Consider the following 24,092-nt stretch of genomic DNA (forward strand, 5'->3'; position numbering starts at 1 on the left):
ACGTATCCGTTGCGTGAAGGTCAGGCGTAGGGTCCGGCATATGCGTACTGCGGTTTCCTGGGGATCCTTAGAAACGTACATGCCGTTCGAGGGAGGGGCGCAATGCTCGGGAGGGGCGCAATGACCGACAACGGTGCCGATCTCCCATGGCTGGTGATACGGCAGGACGACAACGGCAACCGCTACCGCGTCGGCAGGTATGCCACACAGGGCGAGGCCCAGAAGGTCGCCGACAAGCTCGACACCCATGGCCACAAGCAGCTCTACTGGGTGGAGCGCGTCGGGGCGCGGGCCCGGCCGTAGAACGTTCGCGGGGGAGTGGGCGGGGGCGTGGTGCTCCGGCGCGGATGCGGGGCGGTCCCGACCCCGTCGTGCCGTACGCGAGGGCGAGTTGGGCCGCTGTGCCGCACGTGGTGATCCGTGCGAGGGTGCCACCTCGCCGCCGTGCCGAGCGGACCGGCGTACTCCGCCGCCGGCGGGTCTTCCTCGACGGCCCGGCGGGCTTTTTCCGTCGCGAGGGCGAGCCGGTGCGGGCCGAGAAGGAGCCGGATCTCTTCCGCCTGGGCGTGCCACGCGCCGCTCGCGCCACCGGCGCCGCGGGGCGCGATGGCTGACGGCGTCGCCCGCGACGGGCAGTGGGAGTAGGAGCGGCGTCCGGGGCCTTCGGATCCGAGGCGGAGGAGGGAGTCGGATGGGGTCTCCCCTGCTCGAACGCAGCTGAGAGCTCGGGGAAGGAGCGTCGGCGACCGACGACAACGCCGGAGGCGGAGGTCCCAGGCGCCGCGACGCCGCTGCCCGTCGTGGGCGAGGCCGTAAGGTCCTGCCTGGCGTGGGTTCCGGATGGTGGAGGTGGAGTGATGTCGGTCCTGATCGACACGGTGGCGTGGGTGCGTGTGGAGGGCGGCAGGATTCTCTGCGCGCGACCACGGGGGAAGGGTGTCTTCTACATCCCCGGGGGCAAGCGGGAGGGTGCGGAGAGCGATCTGGAGACCCTGGTCCGTGAGATCAAGGAGGAGCTCACCGTGCTCCTCGAACCGCGCACCGCGGTGCATGTGGGCACCTACGAGGCCGAGGTGCCCGATCTGCCGGGCGGTGGCGTGGTCCGTATGAGCTGCTACACCGCGGACTACGAGGGGACGTTGGCGGTGAGCAGCGAGATCGAGGAGATGGCCTGGTTCTCGTACGCGGACCGCCCGCTGGTTCCACCGGTCGATCAGCTGCTCTTCGATGACCTGAAGGCGTCGGGGGAGCTGGAATGAGCCGGTCCGGGCGTCGGTGTGCCCACCGGCCCGGTGCTGCTGACATGTATTCCGGCGGCGCGTGTCGGCCGCCCCGTGCGCCCCTCTTCCCGTGTGCATCTGTTCGTGCGCGCGGCCGTACACCCGTACGCCCCGCGTGCCGGTCGCCGCGATAGTTCGCACCAAATATCGGGTATGTGCTGATTAACCCCCGTAAACAGGACGTTCCCCATTGCTGGTCTTGGGAAGTGATCGGCGTGATCGACACCGAAGGCGACTGCGCCGAGTGGACCTTTCCGGCTGAGCCGGGCGCAGTGCGCTCCGCGCGGCACGCCGTCCATGAGGCGCTGCGCGGCTGGGGGCTCGACGCCTCCCTGGGGGACATGACAGTCCTGCTGGTCAGCGAGTTGGTCACCAATTCCATGCAGTACACATCGGGTCCCATCGGGGTGCGGCTGCAGCGCCCCCACCCCAACGGTGACGGCCCCGCCACCCGCCCCGGACTGCTCGTGGAAGTCTCTGATCCGCTTCCGGATCCGCCCACCGAACGCATGGCGGGACCGGACGACGAGGGTGGCAGAGGGCTGCAGCTGGTGGCCTGTTCCGCGCGCCGCTGGGGGACCAGACGCGGAAAGACCGGCAAGACCGTGTGGTTCGAGCTGGCCCTGCCTGGTTAGGAGTGGGGTGGGACGCACAGCGATCACCAGAGGTCGGGCAGAACCTGGCTGAAAGGGACTGAGACCGTGCTGTGATCGTGAACGCCGTGTCGGTAGGGGCCGTAGTGCTGAATACTGCGGGCAGGACCGGTCCGGTGTGTGAGCTGGAGGGGACGGTCGCGTGAGCGAAATACCTGGGACAGCGGGCAGTATCGTGTGGCAGAGCAGCCCGCCTGGCTCGATCTATGACTACATCAGGGTCGCCTCCTTCTCGATCGGCCCCGATGGCCTGATCGAGCAGTGGAGCAGGCGGGCCGCCGGCCTCTTCGGCATTGCCGCGGACGAAGCGGTGGGCCTGGATCCGGTCGAGGCGTTCATGCCTGCCGAACTGCGGGTGGACGGCCGCCGCCGGGTCGGCGAGATCCTCGACGGCAAGGAGTGGACGGGCCTCGTCCCGTTCCGGATGCCGGGCGAGGACACCGTGCACGGGCTCGCCGAGATCTATGTGATGCCGAGCGGGACGGAGACCGGGGAACGGGCCGCGATCTGTATCGTCGTGGATGTCCGCGCGCTGCGCCGCATCGAGACGGATCTCGCCGCGTCACAGGCCATATTCGGCCAATCTCCCTTTGCTTTCGTGCTGTTCGGCACCGACCTCACCGTGGTGCGCGCCAACCAGCGCTTCGCCACCGTCTTCGGGGGGCAGGCAGCCGACCATCGCGGCCGTACGGTCGACGACTACCTCGCCCGTCCCGAGGCGGACCGGCTCACCGCCACCCTGGAGCGCGTGCTGGAGACCGGCGCGTCCGTCACCGACCTCCAGCTCATCGGCACCGCGCCAGGCGACCCGGTCAGCCGCCACTGGTCCATGAACCTCTACCGGGTGCACAGCGGGTCGGGCCGCCCCATCGGCATCGCCGGACTGGCCACCGATGTGACCCGACGGCACATCGCCGCCCGCGAGGCCGCCAGTGCCCGCCGCAATCTCGCCCTGCTCAACGAGGCCAGTGCCCGTATCGGCAACTCCCTCGACCTGGAGACCACCGCCCGCGAACTCCTCGATGTCGCCGTGCCCGGCTTCTGCGACCTCGCCTCGGTCGACCTCTACCAGGGGCTGCTCACCGGCGACGACGCGCCTCCCGGCAGCTGGGACTCGCTCCGCCAGGAGTCCGTCGGAGGCTCCGCCGAACTGCGCCGCGTCGCTCTCGCCAGCGCAGTGTCGGACGCCCTGCCCGCCGCCGCGGGCACTGGCGCACGCGACACGGGCAGCGAGCCGCCCGTGCTCGGCGCCGTACACCGCTTCCCGTACAACTCGCCCTGCGCCATCGCCCTGCGCACCGGCCATGTCGAGGACGTGCCCGGCGACGACCGCGGCTTCGTGCAGTCCACGCTCGCCGTGCCGATGGTCGCCCACGACACGGTGGTCGGTCTCGTCCAGTTCTCCCGCACCAAGGGCAGCGAACCCTTCGGCGAGCGGGACCGGGCGCTGGCCACGGAGCTGGCCGCCCGCGCCGCGGTCTGCATCGACAACGCCCGCCTCTACCGGCGCGAACACGAGCGTGCGCTGATCCTCCAGCGCAGCCTCCTGCCCCCCGGCGACCCCGTGGCCGCGGGCCTCGACATCGCCTGCCGCTACCTCCCCGGCAACACCGCCACCGAGGTGGGCGGCGACTGGTTCGACGTGATCGAGCTCCCCGGCCACCGCACCGCCCTCGTCGTCGGCGACGTCATGGGGCGCGGGCTGCGGGCCGCCGTGGCCATGGGCGAACTGCGCACCGCGGTGAGGACCCTGGCCCTGCTGGACCTGGAACCCGCCGAGGTGCTCTCCGCGCTCGACGAGGTCGCCCGAGGGCTCGGCACTCCCGGCGGCACCTCCTCCGGCGGTTCCGGCGGCACCCAGTGGCCCTCGCGGGCCGCCCACAAGTCCCGCGAGGTGGACCTCTCCGAGGTGTACCTGGCGACCTGTGTGTACGCGGTCTACGACCCGGTCACCCGGCGGTGCACCTTCGCCAACGCCGGTCATCTTCCCCCCGCCGTGGTCGAGCCGGGCGAACCCGCCCTGATGCTCGACGTCCCGCCCGGGATGCCGCTAGGTGTGGGGGGCGAACCCTTCGAGGAGGTCGAGGTCGAACTGAAGGAGGGCTCCCTGCTGGCCCTCTACACGGACGGCCTCGTCGAGTCCCGCGACCATCCGCTCGAGGAGGGGCTGGCCGCCCTGCGCCGGGCGCTCGTCGAACCGGAACGGCCGCTCGAAGACGTCTGCGACCGCGTACTGACCACCCTCGACACCCGGCACGGCGAGGACGACATCGCCCTGCTCATGGCCCGAATCCAGGGGCTCCCGGCCGACGCGGTGGGCGACTGGCGGCTGCCCCGTGAACCCCGCTCCGTCGGCCGCGCCCGCGAACTGGCCCGTGGCCAACTGCTCGCCTGGGACCTCGGCGAACTGGTGGACACCACCGAACTGCTGGTCAGCGAGCTGGTCACCAACGCCCTGCGGTACGGGGAGGGCGAGATCAGGCTGAGGCTGCTGCGCGACCGTACGCTCGTGTGCGAGGTCTGGGACGCGGGGCTCGTCCAGCCGCGGCGGCGGCGGGCCCGCGACACCGACGAGGGCGGGCGCGGACTGCAGTTGGTCGGGCTGCTGAGCGTGGGCTGGGGGTCGAGGCGGACACCGCGCGGCAAGACCGTCTGGTTCGAACTGGCGCTGCCCGACGGGGAGCCGGCCGCCGAGCCCACGGTGGAGCAGTTGCTGAGCATGTTCTGAGGAAGGGGTCAGGAGGCAGGCGTCGGCCGACCCCTCCGCCTGCCGGGGCTTCCCACGCCGGTCCCGGCGGCGGCCGGAGCCGGTTTCCACTGATGGCACCAGCCGTGCCCGGACCCGGGGACCGTCACCGGCTTCCCCCGGAAGCATCCGATGGAGTACGGATACTCTCCGTTGAGGTGGTAGTGGTACATGACGACCTTCTTGCCGCCCCATGAGATCGCGTGTGTGTGACCGTGGCAGACGTCCAGGTCCCTGTTTCTGACGATCCTTCCGTCCCTGCCGCGCGGCCCGTAGATCCCGAAGCCGTCGATGGCGTATCCCACGAGCGGTGAGTGCCGGGCACGGGCGTTCGCGGGCCCCCTCGAAGCCTTGCCGAAGCAGGTCTGCGAGGGGCCGTGGTAGTGGTACTGCGTCTGGTACGGATGGCCCCAGCAGCGGTCGAGGGGCAGGGCCGCGTTGGGGTCGACCGGGCGGTCCTCGGCGTCGGTGGCCACCTCCAGGTGGAAGGTGCCGCCGGCCAGAGCCATCCCGGTCGTCAGCTGGTCGATGCACGTGGGCTTCGCCGCGACGGTCGGATCGCGCGGCACCGTGACGTCGAGGTTCCACGGCTTGATGGGGATCGCGGCGGCGTTGGGGTACCCGTGCGCGGGAATCTCCGCGTAGTACTTGTAGGCGGGGGTGCCCTTCTGGACGGGGAAGCGCCCGGTGGAATGATCCGGGAGCCCGTTCCCCTCGAAGCGCCTCTTGGTCGCGGTCGTCGTCACCCGCAGTGCGCGGTGCCAGTGCATGGTCCCCGACACGAAAGGGCGCTTGAGCACGTCGATCACGCCGTGCGCGTCGATCCACGGGCGGTCGGGCCGGGTGAGGGTCCCCCCTTGGCAGGCGTAGAGGGTGTTGCGGGCGGGAGATGCGAGCGACGTGCCGGTGGGGGGTGTGTGCAGGCGTGTGATCGGGGTGCCGTCTCCCCCGCCGCGCGCGTCCGTGGCAGCCCGCGCGGGACGAGGCACAGCGGCGGAACCGGCCGGAGTCACCGCAGGACCCTGCAGCGCGCAGACCGCACTGGCCGCCACTGCCACGGATCTGAGCACGCCGTGCATGGATGCTCCCCATCTCGACCTGACCGGAAGGCGTCACACCGCCGGCCACTGTCGCAGCCGCCCGCACCACCTCACCACGCCCGCATGCCGTTGTTCCGCTGACACGAACGGGCAAGCGAGTGAGCACCCGGCCCGGCCCGGGGCGAGCCGGACGGGCCACACCGGGGATCGAATGCCCCGGACAGCCACCTCAAAGGCCACCGCCGGCGCGTCGGCCGCGGGTGCCCCCGCCGCCGAAACTGCCCGGACCGCCGCCCAGGGGCCCGCCGAGGACGATGCCTGCGAGCACCGCACCACCGACCGCGCCACCTCCTCCCGGCACATCGCCCGCACCGCCCCGGCCTCCGTACCCGCGCACATCCTGTTCGGCCAGGCTCCGGGCCTGCCCGGCCAGGGAGTCGGCCTGCCGCGCCTGGGCCAGTGCGCCCCGGGGATCGTCGGTTCCGGCCAGTTCACGGGACCGGTCGAGCCGCCGCTGGGCTTCCGCGAGCCGGGTCCGGGCCCGGCTGCCCACGGCTCCGCGGTTGGTGGTGACGTAGTCGGCGGCGGCGGCGGTCGTCGAACGCGCGGTGAACGTGGCCTGGTCGAGAAGGGAGCGCGCCCGCCGGTCGCCCCGCTCCCGTTCGCGAGCACCGGCCAGCGCCTCGTCGAGTGCCGTGTCCGCCTCCTCCACCCTGCGCAGCGCGTCGATGGGGTCGTACGGACCGGCCGCCATCGCCTCCCGTACGTCGTCGAGCACCGATGTCGCGCGCGCGATCCGGCCCCGTAGGTCCGCCGTCGAGACGCCCTCGGCGGTGCCTTCGAGGAGCCCGCCCGCATCGGCCAGGTCGGTCTGTGTCCCGGAGAGCGCGGTGGACAGCCGGTCCGCCGCCTCCGCGAGTTCCCGGCTCCGCCGGTCCACGGAGTCGACGAGGACGGTCGCCTGGTCGACGGCGCCCTCGGCGGCCCGTACGTGCCCCGCCGCCGCGACGTTGTTCCCCGTGTCCACGCACTGCCGGGCGCGATTGAGACGGGACGTGGCGAGGACGAGCCGGTCCTTGGCCTGTTCGACGGCGCCGCCGACCGGCGCGGAGGCCGAGTCCGCGTACCGGCCGCGCATCGCGGTCAGAGCGGCCTCGGCGGCGGGTACGCGAGCGGCGAGCGCGCGGAACGCGGTCTCGGCCGTGACCAGGGCCTGCGGGGCGTCGCGTTCCAACCCGCGCAGCCGGTCGAAGTCCTCGGACACGGCGTCGAGGCGGGAGTTGGCGTCCGTGCAGCGGCCGATGATCTCGTCCAGCATCCGGCGCCGCGTCGCGTCGTCCCCGGGAAGGGCGTCGTCCAGCTGCCGGCGCAACCGGAACGCAGCTGTCAGCTCGCCCTTGGCACAGTCGACGGCCTCGGTGAAGGGGGCCGTGGCCTCCTCGCCGAACTGCGCGGTGGCGTGGCCCAGTTCCTCCTCGCTGGTGCGGACCGCGTCGTCGGTGTCCACCAGGGTCCGCTGCGCCCGGCCGTCCAGCTCCGGCAACGGGGGCGGCCGGCCCGCCGGGCCGCCCGGTCCGGCGGGTCCCGGGCCCCGGCCGGTCGCACCCGGCGTGGTGCGGGTCGTGGCGCGCCACCTGCGCCGGGTGTACGCGTAAGCGGCGACCACCGCCGCGCCGCCGACGACGACCACCGGCAGGATCAGGTCCACGGCACTCGTCCCGCTCGGATTCCCGGTTCCCGGATCGGGGGCGCCGGGCGTGACCGTCGGGGTGGGCACGGCCCTGCCGACCGGTACGGCAAGGCGCCCGCTCGCGGCGCCGATCGCCGCACCGGCCCGGTCGTGCTTCCCGAACGCGGGCTCGAAGGCCGTGCTCGCCACGTCCTGGAGCCGGGTGCCGGTGAGGCATGAGCCCTGGTCGACGGTGTGGGCGTACGGCCGGTCGTGGGTGGCGACGGCGAGCAGGACGCCGTCGCGGCCGAGGCCGTTCCCGTCGGCCGTCCGGTCGGCCCGGTTCTGCGCGGAGCGGCCGGAGAAGTCGCGTACGTACACCACGAAGAGCGGGGTGCGGCTGTCGTGCAGCCGGTCGAGTGCCGCCGTGACCCGGTCCTCGCGGTCCCCGAGCGCCGCCACCCGGCCGGTGATCCGTCCCTCCCGGGGCAGGGTGACGGGATCGTCGGCGCGGGCGGTCGACGCGGTGCCGAGGACCGGCCAGCACACCGTCAGCAGCACGGCGAGAAGGGCCCGGCCCGGTGGGGACAGCCGGGTGCGGGTCACGAGCGGCGTCACCTTTGCGAGGCTATGTCCACACCCGGTCGCCCGCGACCCGGCGACCGGGCCCCGCCCCGGAACCGGCAACAACACGGACGGCCGCGGCCGCGGTCGCGGTCCGGCCGCGCGGGCCGCGGGAACCGCGCGGGGTCGCCCTTCCGCGCCGGCGCCGCGGGGCGGAAGGGCGACCGGGCGGCGTACCGGACGGGCCCGACCCTCTCCGCGCACGCCGGCGCGGCCGTCGCCGCGACGCGGATCAGATGGAGAACCGCTCCTTGGCGAGCAGCGGACGCACCCTCGACTGGAATCCGCCGGTCCGGAACGGCTTCTGCAGCAGGCCGGGGCGGATCGCCTGGGCCAGCGCCGCCGCGATCATGCCCTGGTCGAGAGCGAGCATGTAGTCACTGACCCGGCCGGTGCCGACGTTGACGGAGTCCCGGAATCCGTAGCCGTCGTGGTAGGCGCCGAAGTCGCGGTCGAGTGCCCGCAGGTTGGCGATCGCCTCGTCCGGCGCGTAGGGCAGGGCGAGGAAGGAGGCGTGCGGGGTGACCACACCGTTGGTGAACGCCGAGGGGGGCGGCAGCGGCGCGCCGTCCGTGGTGTACGTGCGGTCGGTGTTGGAGGCGTAGCCGTCGACCTGCATGCCGATCGCGTCGACCCCGTACTCCTGGTACCCGCCCTCGGGGATGTTCGCGGGGGAGAAGCCCCAGTACCCGTACCGCGCCTCCTCCATGCCGTGCTCGATCTGGCTGCGGACATAGCGCTGGTGCGTCAGGCCCCAGGAACGCGGCGACCACTCCGGCTCCGGCACGAACAGCGGCACCATCAGGGCCTCGAACATCGACCCGCCCCAGCTGGGCACGATCTTCCGGCCGCGGTGGGTGTAGTGCCCCTGCCAGACGCGTACGCCGTCCATGGCGACGTAACTGCCCTGCGGGTACTGCTCCTGCCCGTGCTCGGGGAGCATCGTGCGCAGCAGGTGCCAGTAGTGGTCGGAGGGCAGGGAGCCGTCCGCGATGCCCAGGTAACTGGCCATGCGCGGCTCGGTGTTGAGTGCGCCGTAGTGGTGGCCGGTGGGCTCCTCGGTGTCGGTCCAGAACCCGCCGCGCAGCTGGCCGGGCCCGGCGACCGGGTCGGCCGGGTCGTACGGCGTGTAGTAATAGGACCAGTCGGCGGTGGCCAGGATGCGGGCGACACGGGGACGCAGGGCGGGGGAGGCGTCGGCGGCGATGCGCAGACCGGTGACCAGCCAGGCGTTGTCGACGGAGGAGAGGAACGGACGCACCGGGTCGCCGGTGCCGGGCCACTCGGTCAGGACCGAACCGTCGTGCGCGTCGTACCAGTTGAGCCAGAATCCGTGGTGGCGCTCCAGCTTCTCGACGGCCCGGACGGTGTGCTCCAGCCGGCGCCGCATCGTGGCGTCGTCGATCACGCCGAGCCCGGCCGCGGCGACGGTCGACCAGAGGCCGCAGCCGATGTTGGTGGGCGACGTCTGGCGCGACTGCACGGGGGCGCCGGGGCCGCTGACGTCGATCTTGTCGACGGCGAGACCGAAGTCGGTCGTCATCGCCTCGATCGAACGGTATGTGTCGCGGAACCAGCGCCGGAGCAGTGCCGTGTCCGGGCCCTGCGCGGACTGTCCGGGCTGCGCGGCGCCTGCGGAAGGCACGGATACGGCTCCGAGGGACAGGGCGGCAGCCCCTGTTCCCGCGGCGGTGAGAAACGTGCGACGGTCCATCAGAACCCCTCGAAGAAGAGCCACCGACTGTGGGCGGTGGGCGGATTTCGTTCGTCGGTCGTGACTGAGAGCCTGTCGGATGGCCTCCGACCGGGCGTTCACGCCCCGGCACGCACGCTTCCCGCGTCGTCGTCGGTCGCCGACGCTCTGCGTCGACTCCCTCCTCCGCCTCGGAATCGCACGCACCGGACCGCGTCCGCCATCCGATCCGAGGTCACCCGACTGGCTCCGAGGGCGTGGGACGCCGTGCCGTGCGTACGGCACCCGCGTGGGTGCCGCACGTGGGCGGGGCTGGATACGTGCGGCGCCCACGCGGGCGAAGGGCCTGTCCGGCGGATCGGGGCCGGACAGGGCCCGGCTGTACGGGAACCGGCGCCCGTCAGGTGCCGCCGGTTCCCGTACGGGCGGGAGCGGTCAGGTCGCTCCCGGTCGGGGGGGCCGACGTCAGTCGGCGATGCGCGGCAGCGCGCGCGTGCGGCCCATCTCGCCCAGCCAGACGGCGGACGGCTTGGGCAGACGCTCGAAGGTCTCCGGGTCCCAGCCGATCAGGCCGAAGGTCGGCTTGTAGGAGCCCCACTCGTAGTTGTCGAGCGCGCTCCAGGCCAGGTAGCCCTGGATGTTGAGGCCGTCCTCCAGCGCGGACGCGACCTCGTCCAGCGCGCCGGTGTAGTAGTCGACGCGGCGGTTGTCGTCGTCGGTGGCGATGCCGTTCTCGGTCACGATCAGCGGCACGTCGTTGCCGAGCACCTCGGCGGTGTGGCGCAGCGCGTGGCCGACCGCGGAGGGGTAGTACTCCCACTGCGTGAGGGTGCGCTCGGCGTCTTCCGGCGTCGGGATGGGACCTTCGGGGCCGATCTTGGTCCGGGTGTAGGACTGCACCCCGATCCAGTCGTCGCCGCGTGCGGCCTCGATGAAGACGTCCTCGCGGGGGTGACGGTAGGCCGCGGCGACCTCCTCGGCACCGGGCAGGGCCTGGTAGACCTGGTTGGCGATGGTCCAGCCGACCTGGATGCCGGCGTCGATCGCCCGGACCTCCTTGACGGCCGCGTGGTGCGCGGCGATGACGGCCTCGGTCGTCTCGTCGTCGGGGGTCGGGAGCCCGGCGGGCGGGAAGCTGTTGTCGCCCCGTTTGGCCTGGCCGGCCATCACGGCGATCATGTTCGGCTCGTTGATCGTGCAGACGTGGCTGACACCCTCGGCGATCACCGGCGCGCAGGCCGCGACGTAGCGGGCGAAGAGCTCGACCGCGCCCTCGGCGGTCCAGCCGCCGCGCGCCTCGAACCACTGCGGCACGGTGAAGTGGTGCAGGGTGATCATGGGGCGCAGGCCGCGCTCGATCGCGCCGTCGACCATCCGGCGGTAGTGGGCGAGCTCGGCCCGGGAGAACCGGCCCTCGACGGGCTCGATGCGCGCCCACTCGATGGAGAACCGGTAGTCGGTGAAGCCCAGACCGGCCAGTGCGTCCATGTCCTCGTGCCAGCGGTGGTAGCTGTCGGAGGCGTCCAGGCTGGGCTCCTGGATGTGGGTGCCCTCGGCGTGCTCCTTGACCCACCAGTCGCAGTTGATGTTGTTGCCCTCGATCTGGTGGGCGGCGGTGGAGGCGCCCCACAGGAAGCCTTCGGGGAACGGGACCTGGGTGTGAGTCATCGCAAACTGTCTTTCTGGTGCGTGAAGGGGTGTGGCCGGCGGAGTGCGGGGCGCGGCCTCGTACGTTTCGGTGGGGCGGCCTACTTCATGCCCGCCGTGGCGATGCCCTGGGTGAAGTGCCGCTGGAGCGCGATGAACAGGACCACGACGGGCAGGACGACCAGCAGGGACCCGGCCATCAGCATGCCGTTGGATCCGCCCGCCTTGTTGGGGTCGGTGGCGAAGGTGGCCAGGGCGACCGGAAGGGTGTACTTGTCGGGGTCGTTGGTCGCGATGAGCGGCCAGACGAAGTTGTTCCAGGACCCCAGGAACGTGAAGATCGAAAGCGTCGCCAGCGCGGGCTTCACCAGCGGCATCACGATCCGCCAGAAGATGTACCACTCACCGGCGCCGTCCATCCGGGCCGCTTCCAGCAGCTCGTCCGGGATCGACTGCATGAACTGCCGCATCAGGAAGACACCGAAGGCCCCGGCGGCGAACGGCAGCACCAGACCGGCGTACGAATCGATCAGGTGCAGCTTGCTCATCAGCACGAAGAGCGGCAGCAGCATCAGGTTGCCGGGCACCATGAGGGCGCCGAGGACCAGGCCGAAGATCTTGTTGCGGCCGGCGAAGTTCAGCTTGGCCAGGGCGTACCCGAGCATCGAGCAGAACACCAGGTTCGAGACGGTGACCAGCACCGCCACGATCACCGAGTTCATGAAGTACAGCGGCAGGTCGAGCTTGTCGAGCAGGTCCCGGAAGTTCTCCAGGGTCCATTCGGTCGGGATCCACACGGGCGGGCTGGCCGTCAGCTCCGCTGGCGTTTTGAAGGCCGAGAGGGCCATCCACAGGAACGGCGCCGACATGACCAGCAGACCGACCGAGAGCAGGACGTAGACGAGCGGGCGCCGGGGGTTGCGGGCCTTCTTCGGCCTGGACTGCGCCCCGGCCGGCCGCGTGTCCCCGGGCTCCTTCGACGGCGCCGTCGAGACGGCGCCCGGTGCACTGGTGGCGCTCATTTCGTGTTGTCCTTCAGCAGTCGGAGCTGCAGCACCGTGATGCCCATGATCACTACGAAGAGGACATACGCCATGGCGCTCGCATAGCCCATGTGGAAGAAGTTGAAGCCCTCGCGGTACATGTTCAGCGAGACGGTGAGCGTGGAGTCCGAGGGACCGCCCTGGGTCATCACGAACGGCTCCTCGAAGACATTGAGGTAACCGATGGTGGTGATCACCGTGGCGTACAGCAGCGTGGGCCGCAGCAGGGGCACGGTGATGCCCTTGAACTCCTGCCAGACACCGGCACCGTCCAGCCGCGCGGCCTCCCGCACCTCGGTGGGGATGGCCTGCAGACCGGCGATGAAGAGCACCATGACCGTCCCGAGGTTGCGCCAGACGGCCATCGCGATCATCGACGGCATGGCGAGCTTCTCGGAGCCCAGGAAGTCGGGTGAGGTGAGGCCCACTTCGGAGAAGAGCCCCGCGATCAGCCCGTCGCTCGGGTCGAGCACGAACCGCCAGACCACGGCGACCGCGACGATGGTCGTGACCACCGGCGCGTAGAAGCCGACACGGAAGAAGGTCCGTGCCCGGTCGATGCCGTTGTTCAGCAGCACGGCGACGACGAGCCCGAGGAAGATGGTCAGGGGGACACCGATCACCACGAAGTACGCCGTGTTGAACAGCGACTTGAGGAACTTGTCGTCGCTGAAGAGATTGACGTAGTTCTCGAAGCCGATGAAGTTCGCGTCCAGCGGGTGCGTGACGTTGCGCAGCCCGAAGTCGGTGAAGCTCATCACCAGCGTGGCGACGATCGGGAACGCCATGAAGACGAGGAAGAGGACGAGGAAGGGAGTGGAGAACAGCCAGCCGGCCACGTTCTGCACGCCCATCGAGGGCTTCCTGCCACCCCGGCGACCCGCGGGCCCGGTGGCCGGGGGCGTGGAGCCCCCCGGCCCGGCCTGCACCTTGGCCGACTCCGCGGCCTTTGAGGTCATGGTGCGCATGACTCCTACTTCACGAGGCCTTCGATTTGGGACTGGGCCGTCTTGAGCGCGTCCTCGGCGGACGCCTTGCCCTGGGTCACCTTGGCGATGGCCTGGTCGACCTTGTCGGTGATCTCGGTCCAGTTGGACAGCGAGGGCGAGGACTTGGCGGTGTCCATCTGCTTCTTGAAGACCTGGAGGTTGGCGTCGTCGGCGAGGTCGCCGGAGGTCCAGGCGGCGGTGTTGGCGGGCAGGTCCTTGGTCCGCTTGTACCAGTCGGCCTGGCCCTTGGTGTCCGTCAGGTACTTGATGAACTCGGTGGCGGCGGCCTTGTGCTTGCTGTCCTTGGAGACGACCAGGGAGGAACCGCCGGCCATGGAGACGGAGGACTTGTCGGCGGGCACGTTGGCCACCGCCCACTTGCCCTTGATCTGCGGCTGGCCCTCGTTCAGCAGGGTGACGTGCCAGGGGCCGCCGAAGAACATCGGGACACGGCCGTTGCCGAAGTCCTTCACCACGTCGTAGCCGGGCTGCACGGACTTGTTGGAGAGCCCCTTGTCGAAGTACGAGCCGTACTCCTTGAGCGCCTTGACGGCCTCGGGGCTGTCGATGACGACCTCGCCCTTGTCGTTGACGATCTCGCCGCCGGCCGAGTAGAGGAAGGAGTAGAAGTTCTGCACCGTGTCCAGGCCGCTCGGCTGGATGGACAGGCCCCACTTGGTTCCGGCCTTCTTCTGGTAGGCCGAGGCGAGGTCCTGCATCTCCTTCCAGTTGGTCGGAGCCTTGCTGACGCCGGCCTTCTCGGCCAGGTCGGTGCGGTAGTAGAGGACGCGGGTGTCGACGTACCACGGCACGCCGTACGCCTTGCCGTCCACCTCGCCCTGCTGCCAGCCGGACCGGAAGAAGTCCTTCTCGTCGAACGTCTTGGTGTCGACCGGCTCCAGCACGCCGAGCTCGGCGAACTCGCCCATGTAGCTGCCGCCCATCTGCGCCACGTCCGGCAGGGTGCCGGCGGCGGCCGCGGAGACCAGCTTCTGGTGGGCGACGTCCCAGCCGACCGGGGTCACCTTCACGGTCACGTTCGGGTTGGCCCTGGTGTACTCCTTGGCCACATCCGCGAGCTTCTCGCCCTCGGCCCCCATGGCCCAGACGGTGATCGTCTGCTTCTTGTCCGCGGCGACGTCGTCGCCACCGGAGCTGCCGCACGCGGTGAGACCGAGAGTGAGCGCAGCCGTGACTGCGATACCGATCGAGGCGTTTCTGGCGGTGCGGGACATGGAGGGCTCCTCCTCGAGCAATCCGGATGTATGCGCTGCCTGTAAGCGCATACATCACTCTGCGACAGAGATTCAGGAATCCGCAAGAGGGTGCTAGGTCACACTCGTGCAACGTGCTGGACATCTGAATGTTCAACTTGGCACGGTAAGTGCGCTGTTTGCGAAATTGTGGATGATGTGACCGATTTCGCTGAGGTCCACATGATGATCAACGGCCTGTACCGCCGCGGGCGCGGCCGATACGGTCGGGTCCATGGCTTCGTTCGAACACGATTTCCCCTTCGACCCGGCGTACGGGCACACGCTCCAGGACCTGCTGGACGTCCCCGCTCCCGCCGCTCCGGACGACTTCGACACCTTCTGGCAGGCCCGCTACGCGGAGGCCCGCAAGGTCGCCACGGAGCCGGAGCTCGGGCCGCCGGAGGAGGAGCGCGACGGGGTGCGGATCCACGGTGTGACCTTCACCTCGGTGGGCGGGGTGCGGCTCGGCGGCTGGGTGGCACTGCCCGTCGAGGGCCCGGCGGAGTACGGATTCGTCATCGGACACGGCTACGGCGGCCGGCAGGAGCCGGGCCCCGATGTGCCGCTGCCGCTGCCCCGGGCCGCGGCGATCCTGCCGTGTGTACGGGGCATGGGGACGCGGGGCCTGCACCCGGGCATCCCCGACATGTCCGCCGCGCATGTGCTGCACGGCATCGAGTCGCGCGACACGTATGTCATCGGCGACTGCGTGGCGGACCTGTGGTGCGCGGCGTCGGCGCTGTGCGAGCTGGTGCCGGAACTGGCGCCGGAGCCGGGCGGCCCGGGGCTCGGATACCTCGGGGAGAGCTTCGGCGGCGGACTCGGCGCGCTGGCGATGCCCTGGGACGACCGGTTCGGGGCCGCGCAGCTGACGGTGCCGACCTTCGGCAACCATCCGCTGCGGCTCACCCTGCCGTGCACCGGCAGCGGGGAGTCGGTGCGGGGGTACCGCCAGGATCACCCCGAGGTCACCGAGGTGCTGTCGTACTTCGACGCCGCCACGGCCGCGACGCGGCTGGAGATACCCACGCTTGTGGCCGCGGCGCTCTTCGACCCCTCGGTGCCGCCGCCGGGACAGTTCGCCGTGCACAACGCGCTGGCCGGTGAGCACGATCTGCTGGTGCTGAGCGCGGGGCACTTCGAGCACGAGGGCACGGCGGCGGAGGTGGCCGGGCTCCAGGCGGCCCGTCGGCGGTTCTTCGGGGAGCGGCTGGGGCGGGCCTGAGGGCCTGTCGGGTGGCCTCGGATCGGATGGCGGGCGTGGTCCGGTGCGTGTGGTTTCGAGGCGGAGGAGGGAGTCGGACGGGGTCTCCTCTGCTCGAACGCGGCTGAGAGCTCGGGGAGGGAGCGTCGGCGACCGACGACAGCGCGGGAGGCGTGTGCCGGGGCGTGGCCGCCCGGTCGGAGGTCACCCGACCGGCTCTGAGGGCCGCCGGGCGGGCCGCTCCCGTCAGCCGCAGCCGCAGCTGGCGCGGCGGATCACCGATACCGGAAGCATGAGCGACACCGGTTCGCGCCCGGTGTCGCCCAGGCGCTGTACCAGCAACTCGACGGCCTGCTCGCCGAGTTGGCGGATCGGCTGGCGTACGGTCGTCAGCGGCGGCCGTACGATCCGGCTGAGCGGAATCCCGTCGAAACCGGTCACCGCGATGTCCTCCGGGACGCGCACCCCGCGCCGCTCCAGTGCGCGCAGCGCGCCCACCGCCATCTGGTCGTTGGCGAAGAGCACCCCCTGAGGCCGTTCGCCGGGCCGGTCGAGCAGCGCCTCCGCGGCCCGCGCGCCCTCGGCCTGCGTCATCAGCTCGGCCCGCAGGTCGGGCTCGTCCGGCACCGGCAGTCCGGCGTCGCGGCATGCCTCCTGGAAGCCCAGGAAGCGAGCCTCGGCGTCCGGCGAGTCGGCTTCGCCGCCGACGAACGCGAGTCTGCGCAGCCCGTGGTCCTCGATCAGATGGCGGGCCAGTTCGCGCTCCCCGTCGGCGTTCGCGACGACGATGTGGTCGAGGTGGTCGATCTCGCGCGGTCCGGCGAGCATCACCACCGGAAGCCGGCGCGATATCACTTCGAGGTCCTCGGTCGGCACGGTCCGCGCCAGCACGGCGAAGCCGTCGACCCGTCCCGCGACCTTCGCCACGCTCTCCGGTCCGCCCTCCAGCGAGGCGGCGATCAGCAGCGCGTAGCCGTGCCGGCGTGCCGCCCGCTCCATGCCGCGGATGATCTGGTCGGAGTAGAGCATCACCGCGTCGTCGGCGTCGCTGTCGGCCTCCGCGTCGGCCTCGGCGTCGGGATCGGCCATGTCGGGGAAGCAGAGGCCGAGCACGCCGGTGGTCCGGCTGGCCAGGCCCCGGGCGTTACCGCTGGGCACGTAGCCGAGCTGCCGGGCGGCTTCGAGGACCCGCTCACGGGTCTGGGCGCGCACCGAATCGGGGGTGCGGTAGACCCGCGAGACCGTGGCAATGGAGACGCCCGACCGCTCGGCGACGTCGTACACCGTTGGGGCGCTCACTCGACCGACCGTCCGCTTCTTCTTCCGTACCGAAGTACCTGCTGTTGCATGTACCGAACCTCTTTTGAAAGCGCATTCACCCTAGATCGCTGGCTGCTCGACGGGCAAGACCACGCAAAAACAGACAGGTAACCTTGCAAGGTGGCCTGTGCATCTTCTACGATGAAGGCATGCCGGAACCGACCGAAGCCCGATCCGCGGACCCTCGCGCCGAGCCGACCGCCGAGCAATTGGCGACGCAGCTCACCGCCGCGGTCAGCCGATTGCTGCGACGGCTGCGCACCACGTCGTCGGACAGCCTGCTCACGCCGACCCAGCGCTCGGTGCTCGCCAGGCTGGACGACGAGGGCCCGGCCACCACGGCCGCGCTGGCCCGCGCCGAGTACGTGCGTCCGCAGTCCATGCGGCTGACTCTCGGTGCGCTGGAGAGCCAGGGACTCGTCGAGCGGGCGGCCGATCCGGCCGACGGCCGGAAGTCGGTGATATCGATCACCGGGACCGGACGCACCACGCTCGCCGCGGTCCGGGCCGCCAAGCACAACTGGCTCGCCGAGGCCATCGCCGCCGAGCTGGACGGGGCCGAACGCCGCACGGTCGCCGAGGCGGCCGAGCTGATCGACCGACTGGTCGGGAAGTGACCGGCCGGCCCTCCGGCCGGGAGCCGACCGGCCGCGAGGCGCCCGCGCCGGCGATACGCGGGACGGTGCCGGCGCCGGCAGGGACGGCGACGCCCACGCCGGCGCGGACGTCCACACCGACACCCGCCCCGGGATTCAGCGCCCGCCTCACCGCCCCGCTCCTCATCGGCTCCCTGCTCAACCCGCTCAACACCACGATGATCTCCACGGCCCTGGTGGCGATCGGGCACCACTTCGGCATCGGTGCCGCCGACACCGCCTGGCTGATCTCGGTCCTCTATCTCGCCAGTGCCGTCGCCCAGCCCGTACTCGGCAGGCTCGCCGATGTCCTCGGTCCCCGCCGCGTCTTCCTCGCCGGGCTGATCGTCGTGATGGCATCCGGCCTGGTCGGCGCGTTCGCGCCGGACTTCGGGCAGCTCCTGGTCTCCCGGCTGCTGCTCGGCATCGGTACGTCGGCGGCGTATCCGGCCGCCATGGCCGTACTGCGCGACGAGTCCCGGCGGATCGGCCGCGCGACCCCGCGTCCTGTCCTGGCCCGGCTCTCCTTCGCCGCGCTCGGCAGCGCCGCCGTCGGACCCACTCTCGGCGGGCTGCTCGTCATGGCCGTCGGCTGGCGCGGCATCTTCGCCGTCAACGTGCCCGTCGCGCTCCTCGCGTTCGGGTCCGCACTGCTCTGGATCCCGGCGGACCCGCCGCGCGGGCGCGCCGCCGACGGCAGCGTGCCGAAGCTCGACCTGGACCCGCTCGGCATCGGCCTCTTCTCGACCGCGCTCACCGTGCTGGTCGTCTTCCTGCTCGATCTCTCCCATCCCCTGTGGTGGCTGCTCGCGCCGTTCGCCGTGCTGACCGGCGGCCTGGTGTGGTGGCAGCTGCGCAGTCCCCGGCCCTTCATCGATCTGCGGATGCTCGCGGACAACGGGGCGCTCGCCCGTACGTATCTGCGCCACGGGGTGAGCTACCTGCTCATCTACTGCGTGATGTACGGCTACACGCAGTGGCTGGAGGAGGTACGGGGCTACTCCTCCGGGCACACCGGACTGCTGATGCTGCCGATGTCGCTCGCCGCGCTGGCCTGCTCGCTGCTCGGCGCCTGTACGAAGGGGATCCGCGGTCCGCTCACCCTGGCCTGTGTGCTGCTCACCGTCGGCGCCGGGGTGCTGGCGTTCTTCTCCGGCTCGACCCCGCTTGCCGTACTGCTGCTCGCCGGGGCCTGCTTCGGCATACCGCAGGGGCTGATCGGTACGAGCAACCAGGCCGCCGTCCAGTCGTACGCCCCGCCCGAGAGCATCGGCTCCGCCGCCGGACTCCAGCGCACCGCCCAGTACATCGGGGCCATCACCGCCTCCAGCCTGATCGCCCTCGCCTACGGGCGGTCGGCGAGCGACGGCGGGCTCCACCTCATGGCAGCGGTCTCCGTCGTCCTCGGCCTGCTGCTGATCGTCCTGACCGTCACCGACCGCGCCCTGCGCATACGTGCCTGAACCGTTTCCCCCGAACCGTTTCCACTCCCGAGCCGTTTCCACTCCCGAGCCACAGGAGCACCACCGTGACCGCCACCACCCTGGACCCGAAGACCGCCCTGGTCGTCGTCGACCTGCAGAAGGGCATCGTCGCACTGCCCACCGTCCACCCCGCCGCCGACATCGTCGCGAACTCCGCGACCCTCGCCGACGCCTTCCGCGCCAAGGGCCTCCCGGTCGTCCTGGTCCGCGTCACCGGCGGCGCCCCCGGCCGCACCGAGACGCCCAGTCACTCCGGAACGCTCCCCGCCGACTGGGCCGAGATCATCCCCGAGCTCGGCCCGCGCGAGGGCGACATCGTCGTCACCAAGCAGCAGTGGGGCGCCTTCTACGGCACCGACCTCGACCTCCAGCTGCGCCGCCGGGGCGTCACCCAGGTCGTGGTGACCGGCGTGGCGACCAGCATCGGCGTCGAGTCCACCGCCCGCTGCGCGTACGAGCACGGCTACCACGTCACCGTCGCCACGGACGCGGTGACCGACATGGACGGCGACGCCCACCGCAACGCCGTCGAGAAGATCTTCCCGCGCCTCGGTGAGACGGACAGCACCGAGGCGATCGTCAAGCTGCTCGGCTGAGGGGATCAGGGAGTCTCCCGTCGCCGGATCCTGTTCCCCGGCCGCACCAGCGGGCCGTACCTCCGGTCCACGGCCCGTTCCTTCAGCGGGATCAGTGCGTCGTCGGTGAATTCGATGTGCTCGGGGCACACCTGCGCGCAGCACTCCGTGATGTCGCAGTACCTCAGCCCGTGTTCCACCTGGGCCGTCGCCGTCCGGTCGGGTCCGGCCTCGGCGACGGCGTCCAGGGGGCGCGTGTCCGGCCTCGGCGACGCGCTCGCGCAGCCGGTCCTTCTCGGGCTCGAGCACCGACAGCGCGCGTGGGCCGGTTCGATGCGGATGGCATCACCCAGCCGTGTGTGCGAGGACGGCGGCGGCCAGTTCCTCGTGCACCTCCGGCGGCAGGGTGTGCCCCATGCCCGCCACGATCATCAGCCGCGCCCCCGGGATCTGCTCGGCGATGATCGCGCTGTGGCCCGGCTTGGCAGGCTCGTGGCTGCCCTCGATGACCAGCGTGGGCGCCTTCACCCGGTGCAGCACGCCCACCGGCTCGAAGTTCGGCTCGGCCACCGCGGCCAGCCGGTGGTTGGCCACCGCCGACAGGTCGCGGGCCCGGTCGTGGATCCGTTCCTGCAGCCGACGCGCCGCGTCCTCGTCGAACGGCAGCCCGGTGCCGTGCAGCACGCGCTGCTCGGCGATCATGCCGTCGATCCGGGCGCGCCGGTCCTCCGGCGCCGGGGCGGCCATGAGTGCACGGTAGAAGCCCGTGAACTCCGGCTCCGGCTCGGGCAGACTCCCCTCGGGCTGCGGCTGCCCCGTCAGAGCCCGCATGATCACCTGGCCTTCGCCGCCGCCCAGCGGCGAGGAGCCGATAACGGTCAGTGAGCGCACCCGCTCCGGCCGCTCCACCGCGACGAACTGGCCCAGCAGCCCGCCCGCCGAGTGGCAGACCAGGTGCGCGCTCTCCAGGCCGTGGGCGTCCATCACGCGGTACACGTCGTTCTTGATGTCGCCCCACGTGTACGGCTCCGCCGCGAAGTCGACGGTGCCCGACATACCGGTGTCACGGTGGTCGTACCGGATCACCCGGCGGCCCCCGGCGACAAGGCGGCCGGCGAACTCGTCCGGCCACAGGACGCCCTGCGACATCGAACCCATGATCAACAGGATCGGTGCGTCCGTCACGGCGCCGAACTCTTCACTCCAGATGTTCACTTCATGCATGCCTCAGAGCATGTCCGCTTCCGTTACGGGCGCCTTCTGTAGAACTACTAGTCGCGCCAGTTCCGTGCGGGAGCCGATGCCGAGCTTCGGATAGATCTTGTACAGGTGGTACTCGACCGTGCGCGGGCTCAGGAACAGCTGGGCAGCGATCTGCTTGCTCGACAACCCGTCGGCGACCAGGCCCGCGATACGCAGCTCCTGCGGGGTCAGCGCGTCGAGCACGGCCGAGGGTGCGGCCTGCCCGCTCTCGCCCGCCGCCCGCAGCTCATCCTGCGCGCGCCTCGCCCACGGTCCCGCGCCCGCCCGCTCGAACGTCTCCCACGCCATCCGCAGATGCGCCCGCGCCTCGCCGGGCCGCTGCGCGCGGCGCAGGCGCTCACCCAGCAGCAGAGCCGTCCTGGCCGCCTCGAACGGGTTGGTGTGCAGCCGCAACGCCTCGCCGAAGGCGTCCTCGGACGACTCGGCCAGGCCCCGGCAACGGGCCAGCAGGGCGTGCGACTCGGGCGTCGCGGCGTGCGCGGACCACCGCTCGTACGCCTCCAGCACCGCCCGCGCGCCCACCTCGTCGCCCGCGCCCACGGCGGCCTCCACGCGATCCGGCGCCATCCGCCCCACCACGGCGGGATGCCCGACACCCGGTCCCGCGGCGGCGAGGGCCGTGAAGCGGTCATGCGCCGCCACGTAGCGCCCCAGGCACAGGTCGAGCAGTGCCAGCGCGTACGCGGCGACCCCCGCCCGCAAACCCACCCGATGCGGCACGGCGATGGCCAGCGCCTCGCGGGCCCGCCGTTCGCACGTCTCCACCTCGCCGCGCAGCGCCGCCAGCACCGCCAGGTTGGCCAGGTGCGCGGCCACCGTGTTCCCGTAGCCGGCCTCGCGGGCCAGTTCCAGGCCCTCCTCGGAGACGGCCTGGCTGAGGTCCAGCCGACCCGCCATGCGCTCGGCCGTCGCGACGAACTCCAGCACGACGGGCAACTGCCCGGTCATCCCCGACACCCTGGCCACCCGTCCGGCCCGCTCGGCCATCTCGGCCGCCAGATCCGACTCGCCCAGCTGGCCGGCTGCGGCCGCCGCCCACAGATACTCCGCAGCCTCCCCCAGCTCGCCGACCCGCTTCAGCGCCCGCCGCAACAGGACCGGCCCGGCGGCGTCGCCGTCGAGTGTCAGGCCGATCCCGGCCACCGTGTCCCGCAAGAAACCCTCGGGGTGCGCTGCCGCCCTCCGCCCGAGTTCGACGACAGCCACCCTGTCACCGACGTACGAGGCAGCCTCCACAGCATCGGCCAGCATGTCCAGGCTGTCGCCCGCCGCCAGGATCCGCACGGCCTCGGCGGCGTTGCCCGAGTTCAGCTCGAACCGGCCTCGCAACTGGGCGATCTCCATGGTGAGGCCGGCATCGGCGTCGGCCAGGTCGCGGGCCTCGGCCAGCAGCGACTCCGCCTGCCCCGGGCGGCCGCCGAGCCAGGCCACGACGGCGGCGTCCTTCAGACGGGCGGCACGGGCATGCGGCTCGGGCGTCAGCTCGGCGGCCCTGGCCAGGGCGGTGGCGGCGGTACCGTACCCACCACGGTCACGCGCCCGCTCCGCGGCGGTCACCAGTTCGGCAGCGACCCGCTCGTCCCGTCCCATCGCGGCTCCGGCCAGGTGCCAGGCGCGGCGGTCACCCTCGGCCAGCTCCGCCAGCACGGCGTGCGCCCGGCGGATCTCCGTGGCGGTGGCCGCCTCGTACACCGCCGACCGGATGAGCGGATGACAAAAGCGCACACGCCCGCCCGAGAACTCCGCGAGTCCGGACTCCTCCAGCTCGGTCGGCGCCGTCCGCCCCGTCCCGGCCCCCGCGTTCTCCGCGGGCCCTACCGTTTCCTCGGCGGACAACCGGTCGGTGGCGCGCAGAACCAGGGCGAGGTCGGCCTCCACCGCGGCGACCAGGGCGAGCCGCCGGGCAGAGGCGGACAACGCGGCCACCCGCTCGCCGAACAGCCGGACACCACCGGGAAGCGGGTCGGGCAGCGGTTCGCGCCCCGCGAGCTGCGCCGGTGTCAGGCGGGCGGCGATCTCGCCCAGGGCGAGCGGGTTCGCGCGGGTCAGTGCGACGAGTTCCCGCACCACACCGGGCGGCACACCCCAGCCTGACTCCAGCATCTCGGCCGCTGCTGCTGCGGGCAGGCCACGCACCTCCACCGCCAGGGGCACGCCCTTGACCGGAGCGTCCCCGCGCACGGCGAACAGCATCGCGATCTTCTCCGTCCCCAGCCGTCTGGCGGCGAACAGCAGTGCGTCGGCCGAGGCCCGGTCGGTCCACTGGAAGTCGTCGACCACGCAGAGCAAACCGTCCGGAGCGGCGGCCTCGGCCAGCAACGACAGCACGCCTGCGCCCAGCAAGTACCGATCGCCGTCAGTCCCGACGGCAAGCCCCAATGCAGCGCGCACGGCGTCGCGCTGCGGTACGGGAAGCGCGTCCAGCGAGCCGGTCACCGGCCACAGCAGCTGGTGCAGCGCCGCGAACGCCAGGTCGGACTCGGCCTCGACGCCGGTGGTCCGCAGCACGCGCATCGCCCCGCCCCGCCCGGCCGCCGCGTCGAGAAGGGCCGTCTTGCCCGCGCCTGCCTCACCCCGCAACACCACCGCGCCGCCGAAGCCTTCGCGAGCCCGCGCGATCACCTCGTCCAGTGCGCTGATTTCCGCGGATCTTCCGTAAAGCACAAACACTTACTGTAGGAGACCTCCGCGCTGCCCCGGTTCTCCGTCAGGCAGGGCACGTCGAGAAGTTCGCCGTGCTCGGCGACCGGGAGCGGCGCCGGTCCGGCCCGCGTCCCGCACGGCCGCGCGATGCTCCGCTCCAGCCGGTCCTCGGCGGTGCGGACAAGATCGCCGAGGCAGCGCTGAACGGCCGTCAATTCCGATTTCAGCGACATGACTTGCTCCCACTTCCGCACTCGTGGGCGGCCATGTTCCTGCGCCTGAGGGCGGCGGGCGTCACACCCGTGCGGTGAGGAGTGCGGGCCTTCCC

At 71.6% G+C, this 24,092-nt stretch carries 18 protein-coding genes and 1 pseudogene; 8 read left to right on the top strand and 11 right to left on the bottom strand.

The genetic code is table 11. The annotated features are described in order from the left end of the window. The first annotated feature begins 120 nt into the window (after positions 1-120). The 4 genes from ACIQCZ_RS04510 to ACIQCZ_RS04525 all read left to right on the top strand — a co-directional run bounded on the left by ACIQCZ_RS04510 (position 121) and on the right by ACIQCZ_RS04525 (position 4,661). Positions 121-303 (top strand): SPOR domain-containing protein, encoded by a 183-nt coding sequence (locus ACIQCZ_RS04510; RefSeq protein ID WP_351079398.1) that lies wholly within the window; start codon positions 121-123, stop codon positions 301-303. Positions 304-857: 554 nt separating this feature from the next. After that, positions 858-1,259 (top strand): NUDIX domain-containing protein, encoded by a 402-nt coding sequence (locus ACIQCZ_RS04515; RefSeq protein ID WP_402279648.1) that lies wholly within the window; start codon positions 858-860, stop codon positions 1,257-1,259. A 227-nt stretch (positions 1,260-1,486) separates the two neighbouring features. Further along, positions 1,487-1,915 (top strand): ATP-binding protein, encoded by a 429-nt coding sequence (locus ACIQCZ_RS04520; protein WP_402279651.1) that lies wholly within the window; start codon positions 1,487-1,489, stop codon positions 1,913-1,915. 193 nt (positions 1,916-2,108) lie between these two features. Continuing rightward, positions 2,109-4,661: a SpoIIE family protein phosphatase gene (locus tag ACIQCZ_RS04525; protein WP_402280217.1), complete on the top strand. Its 2,553-nt coding sequence runs from the start codon at positions 2,109-2,111 to the stop codon at positions 4,659-4,661. A gap of 8 nt (positions 4,662-4,669) precedes the next feature. On the opposite strand, the gene ACIQCZ_RS04530 is transcribed toward ACIQCZ_RS04525, so the two are convergent. The 7 genes from ACIQCZ_RS04530 to ACIQCZ_RS04560 all read right to left on the bottom strand — a co-directional run bounded on the left by ACIQCZ_RS04530 (position 4,670) and on the right by ACIQCZ_RS04560 (position 14,619). Next, positions 4,670-5,758: a YHYH protein gene (locus tag ACIQCZ_RS04530; protein ID WP_402279653.1), complete on the bottom strand. Its 1,089-nt coding sequence runs from the start codon at positions 5,756-5,758 to the stop codon at positions 4,670-4,672. Positions 5,759-5,948: 190 nt separating this feature from the next. After that, on the bottom strand, positions 5,949-7,994 hold the full coding sequence (locus ACIQCZ_RS04535) for a TPM domain-containing protein (RefSeq protein ID WP_402280219.1): 2,046 nt from the start codon (positions 7,992-7,994) through the stop codon (positions 5,949-5,951). A gap of 250 nt (positions 7,995-8,244) precedes the next feature. Beyond that, positions 8,245-9,726 (bottom strand): glucoamylase family protein, encoded by a 1,482-nt coding sequence (locus ACIQCZ_RS04540; protein WP_402279655.1) that lies wholly within the window; start codon positions 9,724-9,726, stop codon positions 8,245-8,247. Between the two features lie 444 nt (positions 9,727-10,170). Further along, the gene (locus ACIQCZ_RS04545) at positions 10,171-11,373 is read right to left on the bottom strand and encodes a glycoside hydrolase family 1 protein (RefSeq protein WP_402279658.1); all 1,203 of its coding nucleotides are present in this window, start codon (positions 11,371-11,373) and stop codon (positions 10,171-10,173) included. An 80-nt stretch (positions 11,374-11,453) separates the two neighbouring features. Continuing rightward, positions 11,454-12,374 (bottom strand): carbohydrate ABC transporter permease, encoded by a 921-nt coding sequence (locus tag ACIQCZ_RS04550; protein WP_402279661.1) that lies wholly within the window; start codon positions 12,372-12,374, stop codon positions 11,454-11,456. After that, complete coding sequence (locus ACIQCZ_RS04555; RefSeq protein ID WP_402279664.1) at positions 12,371-13,363, bottom strand: carbohydrate ABC transporter permease; 993 nt, start codon at positions 13,361-13,363, stop codon at positions 12,371-12,373. Before ACIQCZ_RS04555 ends, ACIQCZ_RS04550 begins: the two co-directional genes overlap by 4 nt. A gap of 5 nt (positions 13,364-13,368) precedes the next feature. Next, a complete protein-coding gene (locus ACIQCZ_RS04560) occupies positions 13,369-14,619 on the bottom strand; it encodes a sugar ABC transporter substrate-binding protein (RefSeq protein WP_376286146.1) in 1,251 nt (416 codons plus the stop codon). 253 nt (positions 14,620-14,872) lie between these two features. Between ACIQCZ_RS04560 and ACIQCZ_RS04565 the strand changes: the two genes are divergently transcribed. Beyond that, positions 14,873-15,865 carry an acetylxylan esterase gene (locus ACIQCZ_RS04565; protein ID WP_402279667.1) on the top strand — a complete coding sequence of 331 codons (993 nt, stop codon included), beginning with the start codon at positions 14,873-14,875 and terminating at the stop codon, positions 15,863-15,865. A gap of 225 nt (positions 15,866-16,090) precedes the next feature. Here ACIQCZ_RS04565 and ACIQCZ_RS04570 read toward each other — a convergent pair whose 3' ends face one another. Continuing rightward, positions 16,091-17,143, bottom strand: coding sequence for a LacI family DNA-binding transcriptional regulator (locus tag ACIQCZ_RS04570; protein ID WP_402279670.1), 1,053 nt, complete (start codon positions 17,141-17,143; stop codon positions 16,091-16,093). A 170-nt stretch (positions 17,144-17,313) separates the two neighbouring features. Between ACIQCZ_RS04570 and ACIQCZ_RS04575 the strand changes: the two genes are divergently transcribed. From ACIQCZ_RS04575 to ACIQCZ_RS04585, 3 genes are all read left to right on the top strand, one after another. Beyond that, positions 17,314-17,781, top strand: a complete 468-nt coding sequence (locus tag ACIQCZ_RS04575) for a MarR family transcriptional regulator (protein ID WP_351079370.1) — start codon at positions 17,314-17,316, stop codon at positions 17,779-17,781. Positions 17,782-17,846: 65 nt separating this feature from the next. Further along, positions 17,847-19,262 carry an MFS transporter gene (locus tag ACIQCZ_RS04580; RefSeq protein ID WP_402279673.1) on the top strand — a complete coding sequence of 472 codons (1,416 nt, stop codon included), beginning with the start codon at positions 17,847-17,849 and terminating at the stop codon, positions 19,260-19,262. Between the two features lie 65 nt (positions 19,263-19,327). Further along, on the top strand, positions 19,328-19,879 hold the full coding sequence (locus tag ACIQCZ_RS04585; RefSeq protein WP_376286158.1) for an isochorismatase family protein: 552 nt from the start codon (positions 19,328-19,330) through the stop codon (positions 19,877-19,879). Positions 19,880-19,884: 5 nt separating this feature from the next. On the opposite strand, the pseudogene ACIQCZ_RS04590 reads toward ACIQCZ_RS04585, so the two are convergent. The 3 genes and pseudogenes from ACIQCZ_RS04590 to ACIQCZ_RS04600 form a co-directional block, all read right to left on the bottom strand. Further along, positions 19,885-20,118: pseudogene (locus tag ACIQCZ_RS04590) on the bottom strand (succinate dehydrogenase/fumarate reductase iron-sulfur subunit); the annotation flags it as partial. A gap of 85 nt (positions 20,119-20,203) precedes the next feature. Continuing rightward, positions 20,204-21,082 carry an alpha/beta fold hydrolase gene (locus ACIQCZ_RS04595; protein WP_402279676.1) on the bottom strand — a complete coding sequence of 293 codons (879 nt, stop codon included), beginning with the start codon at positions 21,080-21,082 and terminating at the stop codon, positions 20,204-20,206. 3 nt (positions 21,083-21,085) lie between these two features. Next, complete coding sequence (locus tag ACIQCZ_RS04600; RefSeq protein WP_402279678.1) at positions 21,086-23,785, bottom strand: LuxR C-terminal-related transcriptional regulator; 2,700 nt, start codon at positions 23,783-23,785, stop codon at positions 21,086-21,088. Between the last annotated feature and the right edge of the window lie 307 nt (positions 23,786-24,092).

It is taken from the genome of Streptomyces sp. NPDC093149, from assembly GCF_044754145.1.
Taxonomy (GTDB): Bacteria; Actinomycetota; Actinomycetes; order Streptomycetales; family Streptomycetaceae; genus Streptomyces.

Excerpts from the sequence above, each read along its gene's own strand:
- ACIQCZ_RS04510 (WP_351079398.1), top strand. The coding sequence starts at position 121 with ATGACCGACAACGGTGCCGATCTCCCATGGCTGGTGATACGGCAGGAC.
- ACIQCZ_RS04515 (WP_402279648.1), top strand. The coding sequence starts at position 858 with ATGTCGGTCCTGATCGACACGGTGGCGTGGGTGCGTGTGGAGGGCGGC.
- ACIQCZ_RS04530 (WP_402279653.1), bottom strand. The coding sequence starts at position 5,758 with ATGCACGGCGTGCTCAGATCCGTGGCAGTGGCGGCCAGTGCGGTCTGC.
- ACIQCZ_RS04540 (WP_402279655.1), bottom strand. The coding sequence starts at position 9,726 with ATGGACCGTCGCACGTTTCTCACCGCCGCGGGAACAGGGGCTGCCGCC.
- ACIQCZ_RS04545 (WP_402279658.1), bottom strand. The coding sequence starts at position 11,373 with ATGACTCACACCCAGGTCCCGTTCCCCGAAGGCTTCCTGTGGGGCGCC.
- ACIQCZ_RS04550 (WP_402279661.1), bottom strand. The coding sequence starts at position 12,374 with ATGAGCGCCACCAGTGCACCGGGCGCCGTCTCGACGGCGCCGTCGAAG.
- ACIQCZ_RS04555 (WP_402279664.1), bottom strand. The coding sequence starts at position 13,363 with ATGCGCACCATGACCTCAAAGGCCGCGGAGTCGGCCAAGGTGCAGGCC.
- ACIQCZ_RS04560 (WP_376286146.1), bottom strand. The coding sequence starts at position 14,619 with ATGTCCCGCACCGCCAGAAACGCCTCGATCGGTATCGCAGTCACGGCT.
- ACIQCZ_RS04565 (WP_402279667.1), top strand. The coding sequence starts at position 14,873 with ATGGCTTCGTTCGAACACGATTTCCCCTTCGACCCGGCGTACGGGCAC.
- ACIQCZ_RS04575 (WP_351079370.1), top strand. The coding sequence starts at position 17,314 with ATGCCGGAACCGACCGAAGCCCGATCCGCGGACCCTCGCGCCGAGCCG.
- ACIQCZ_RS04595 (WP_402279676.1), bottom strand. The coding sequence starts at position 21,082 with ATGCATGAAGTGAACATCTGGAGTGAAGAGTTCGGCGCCGTGACGGAC.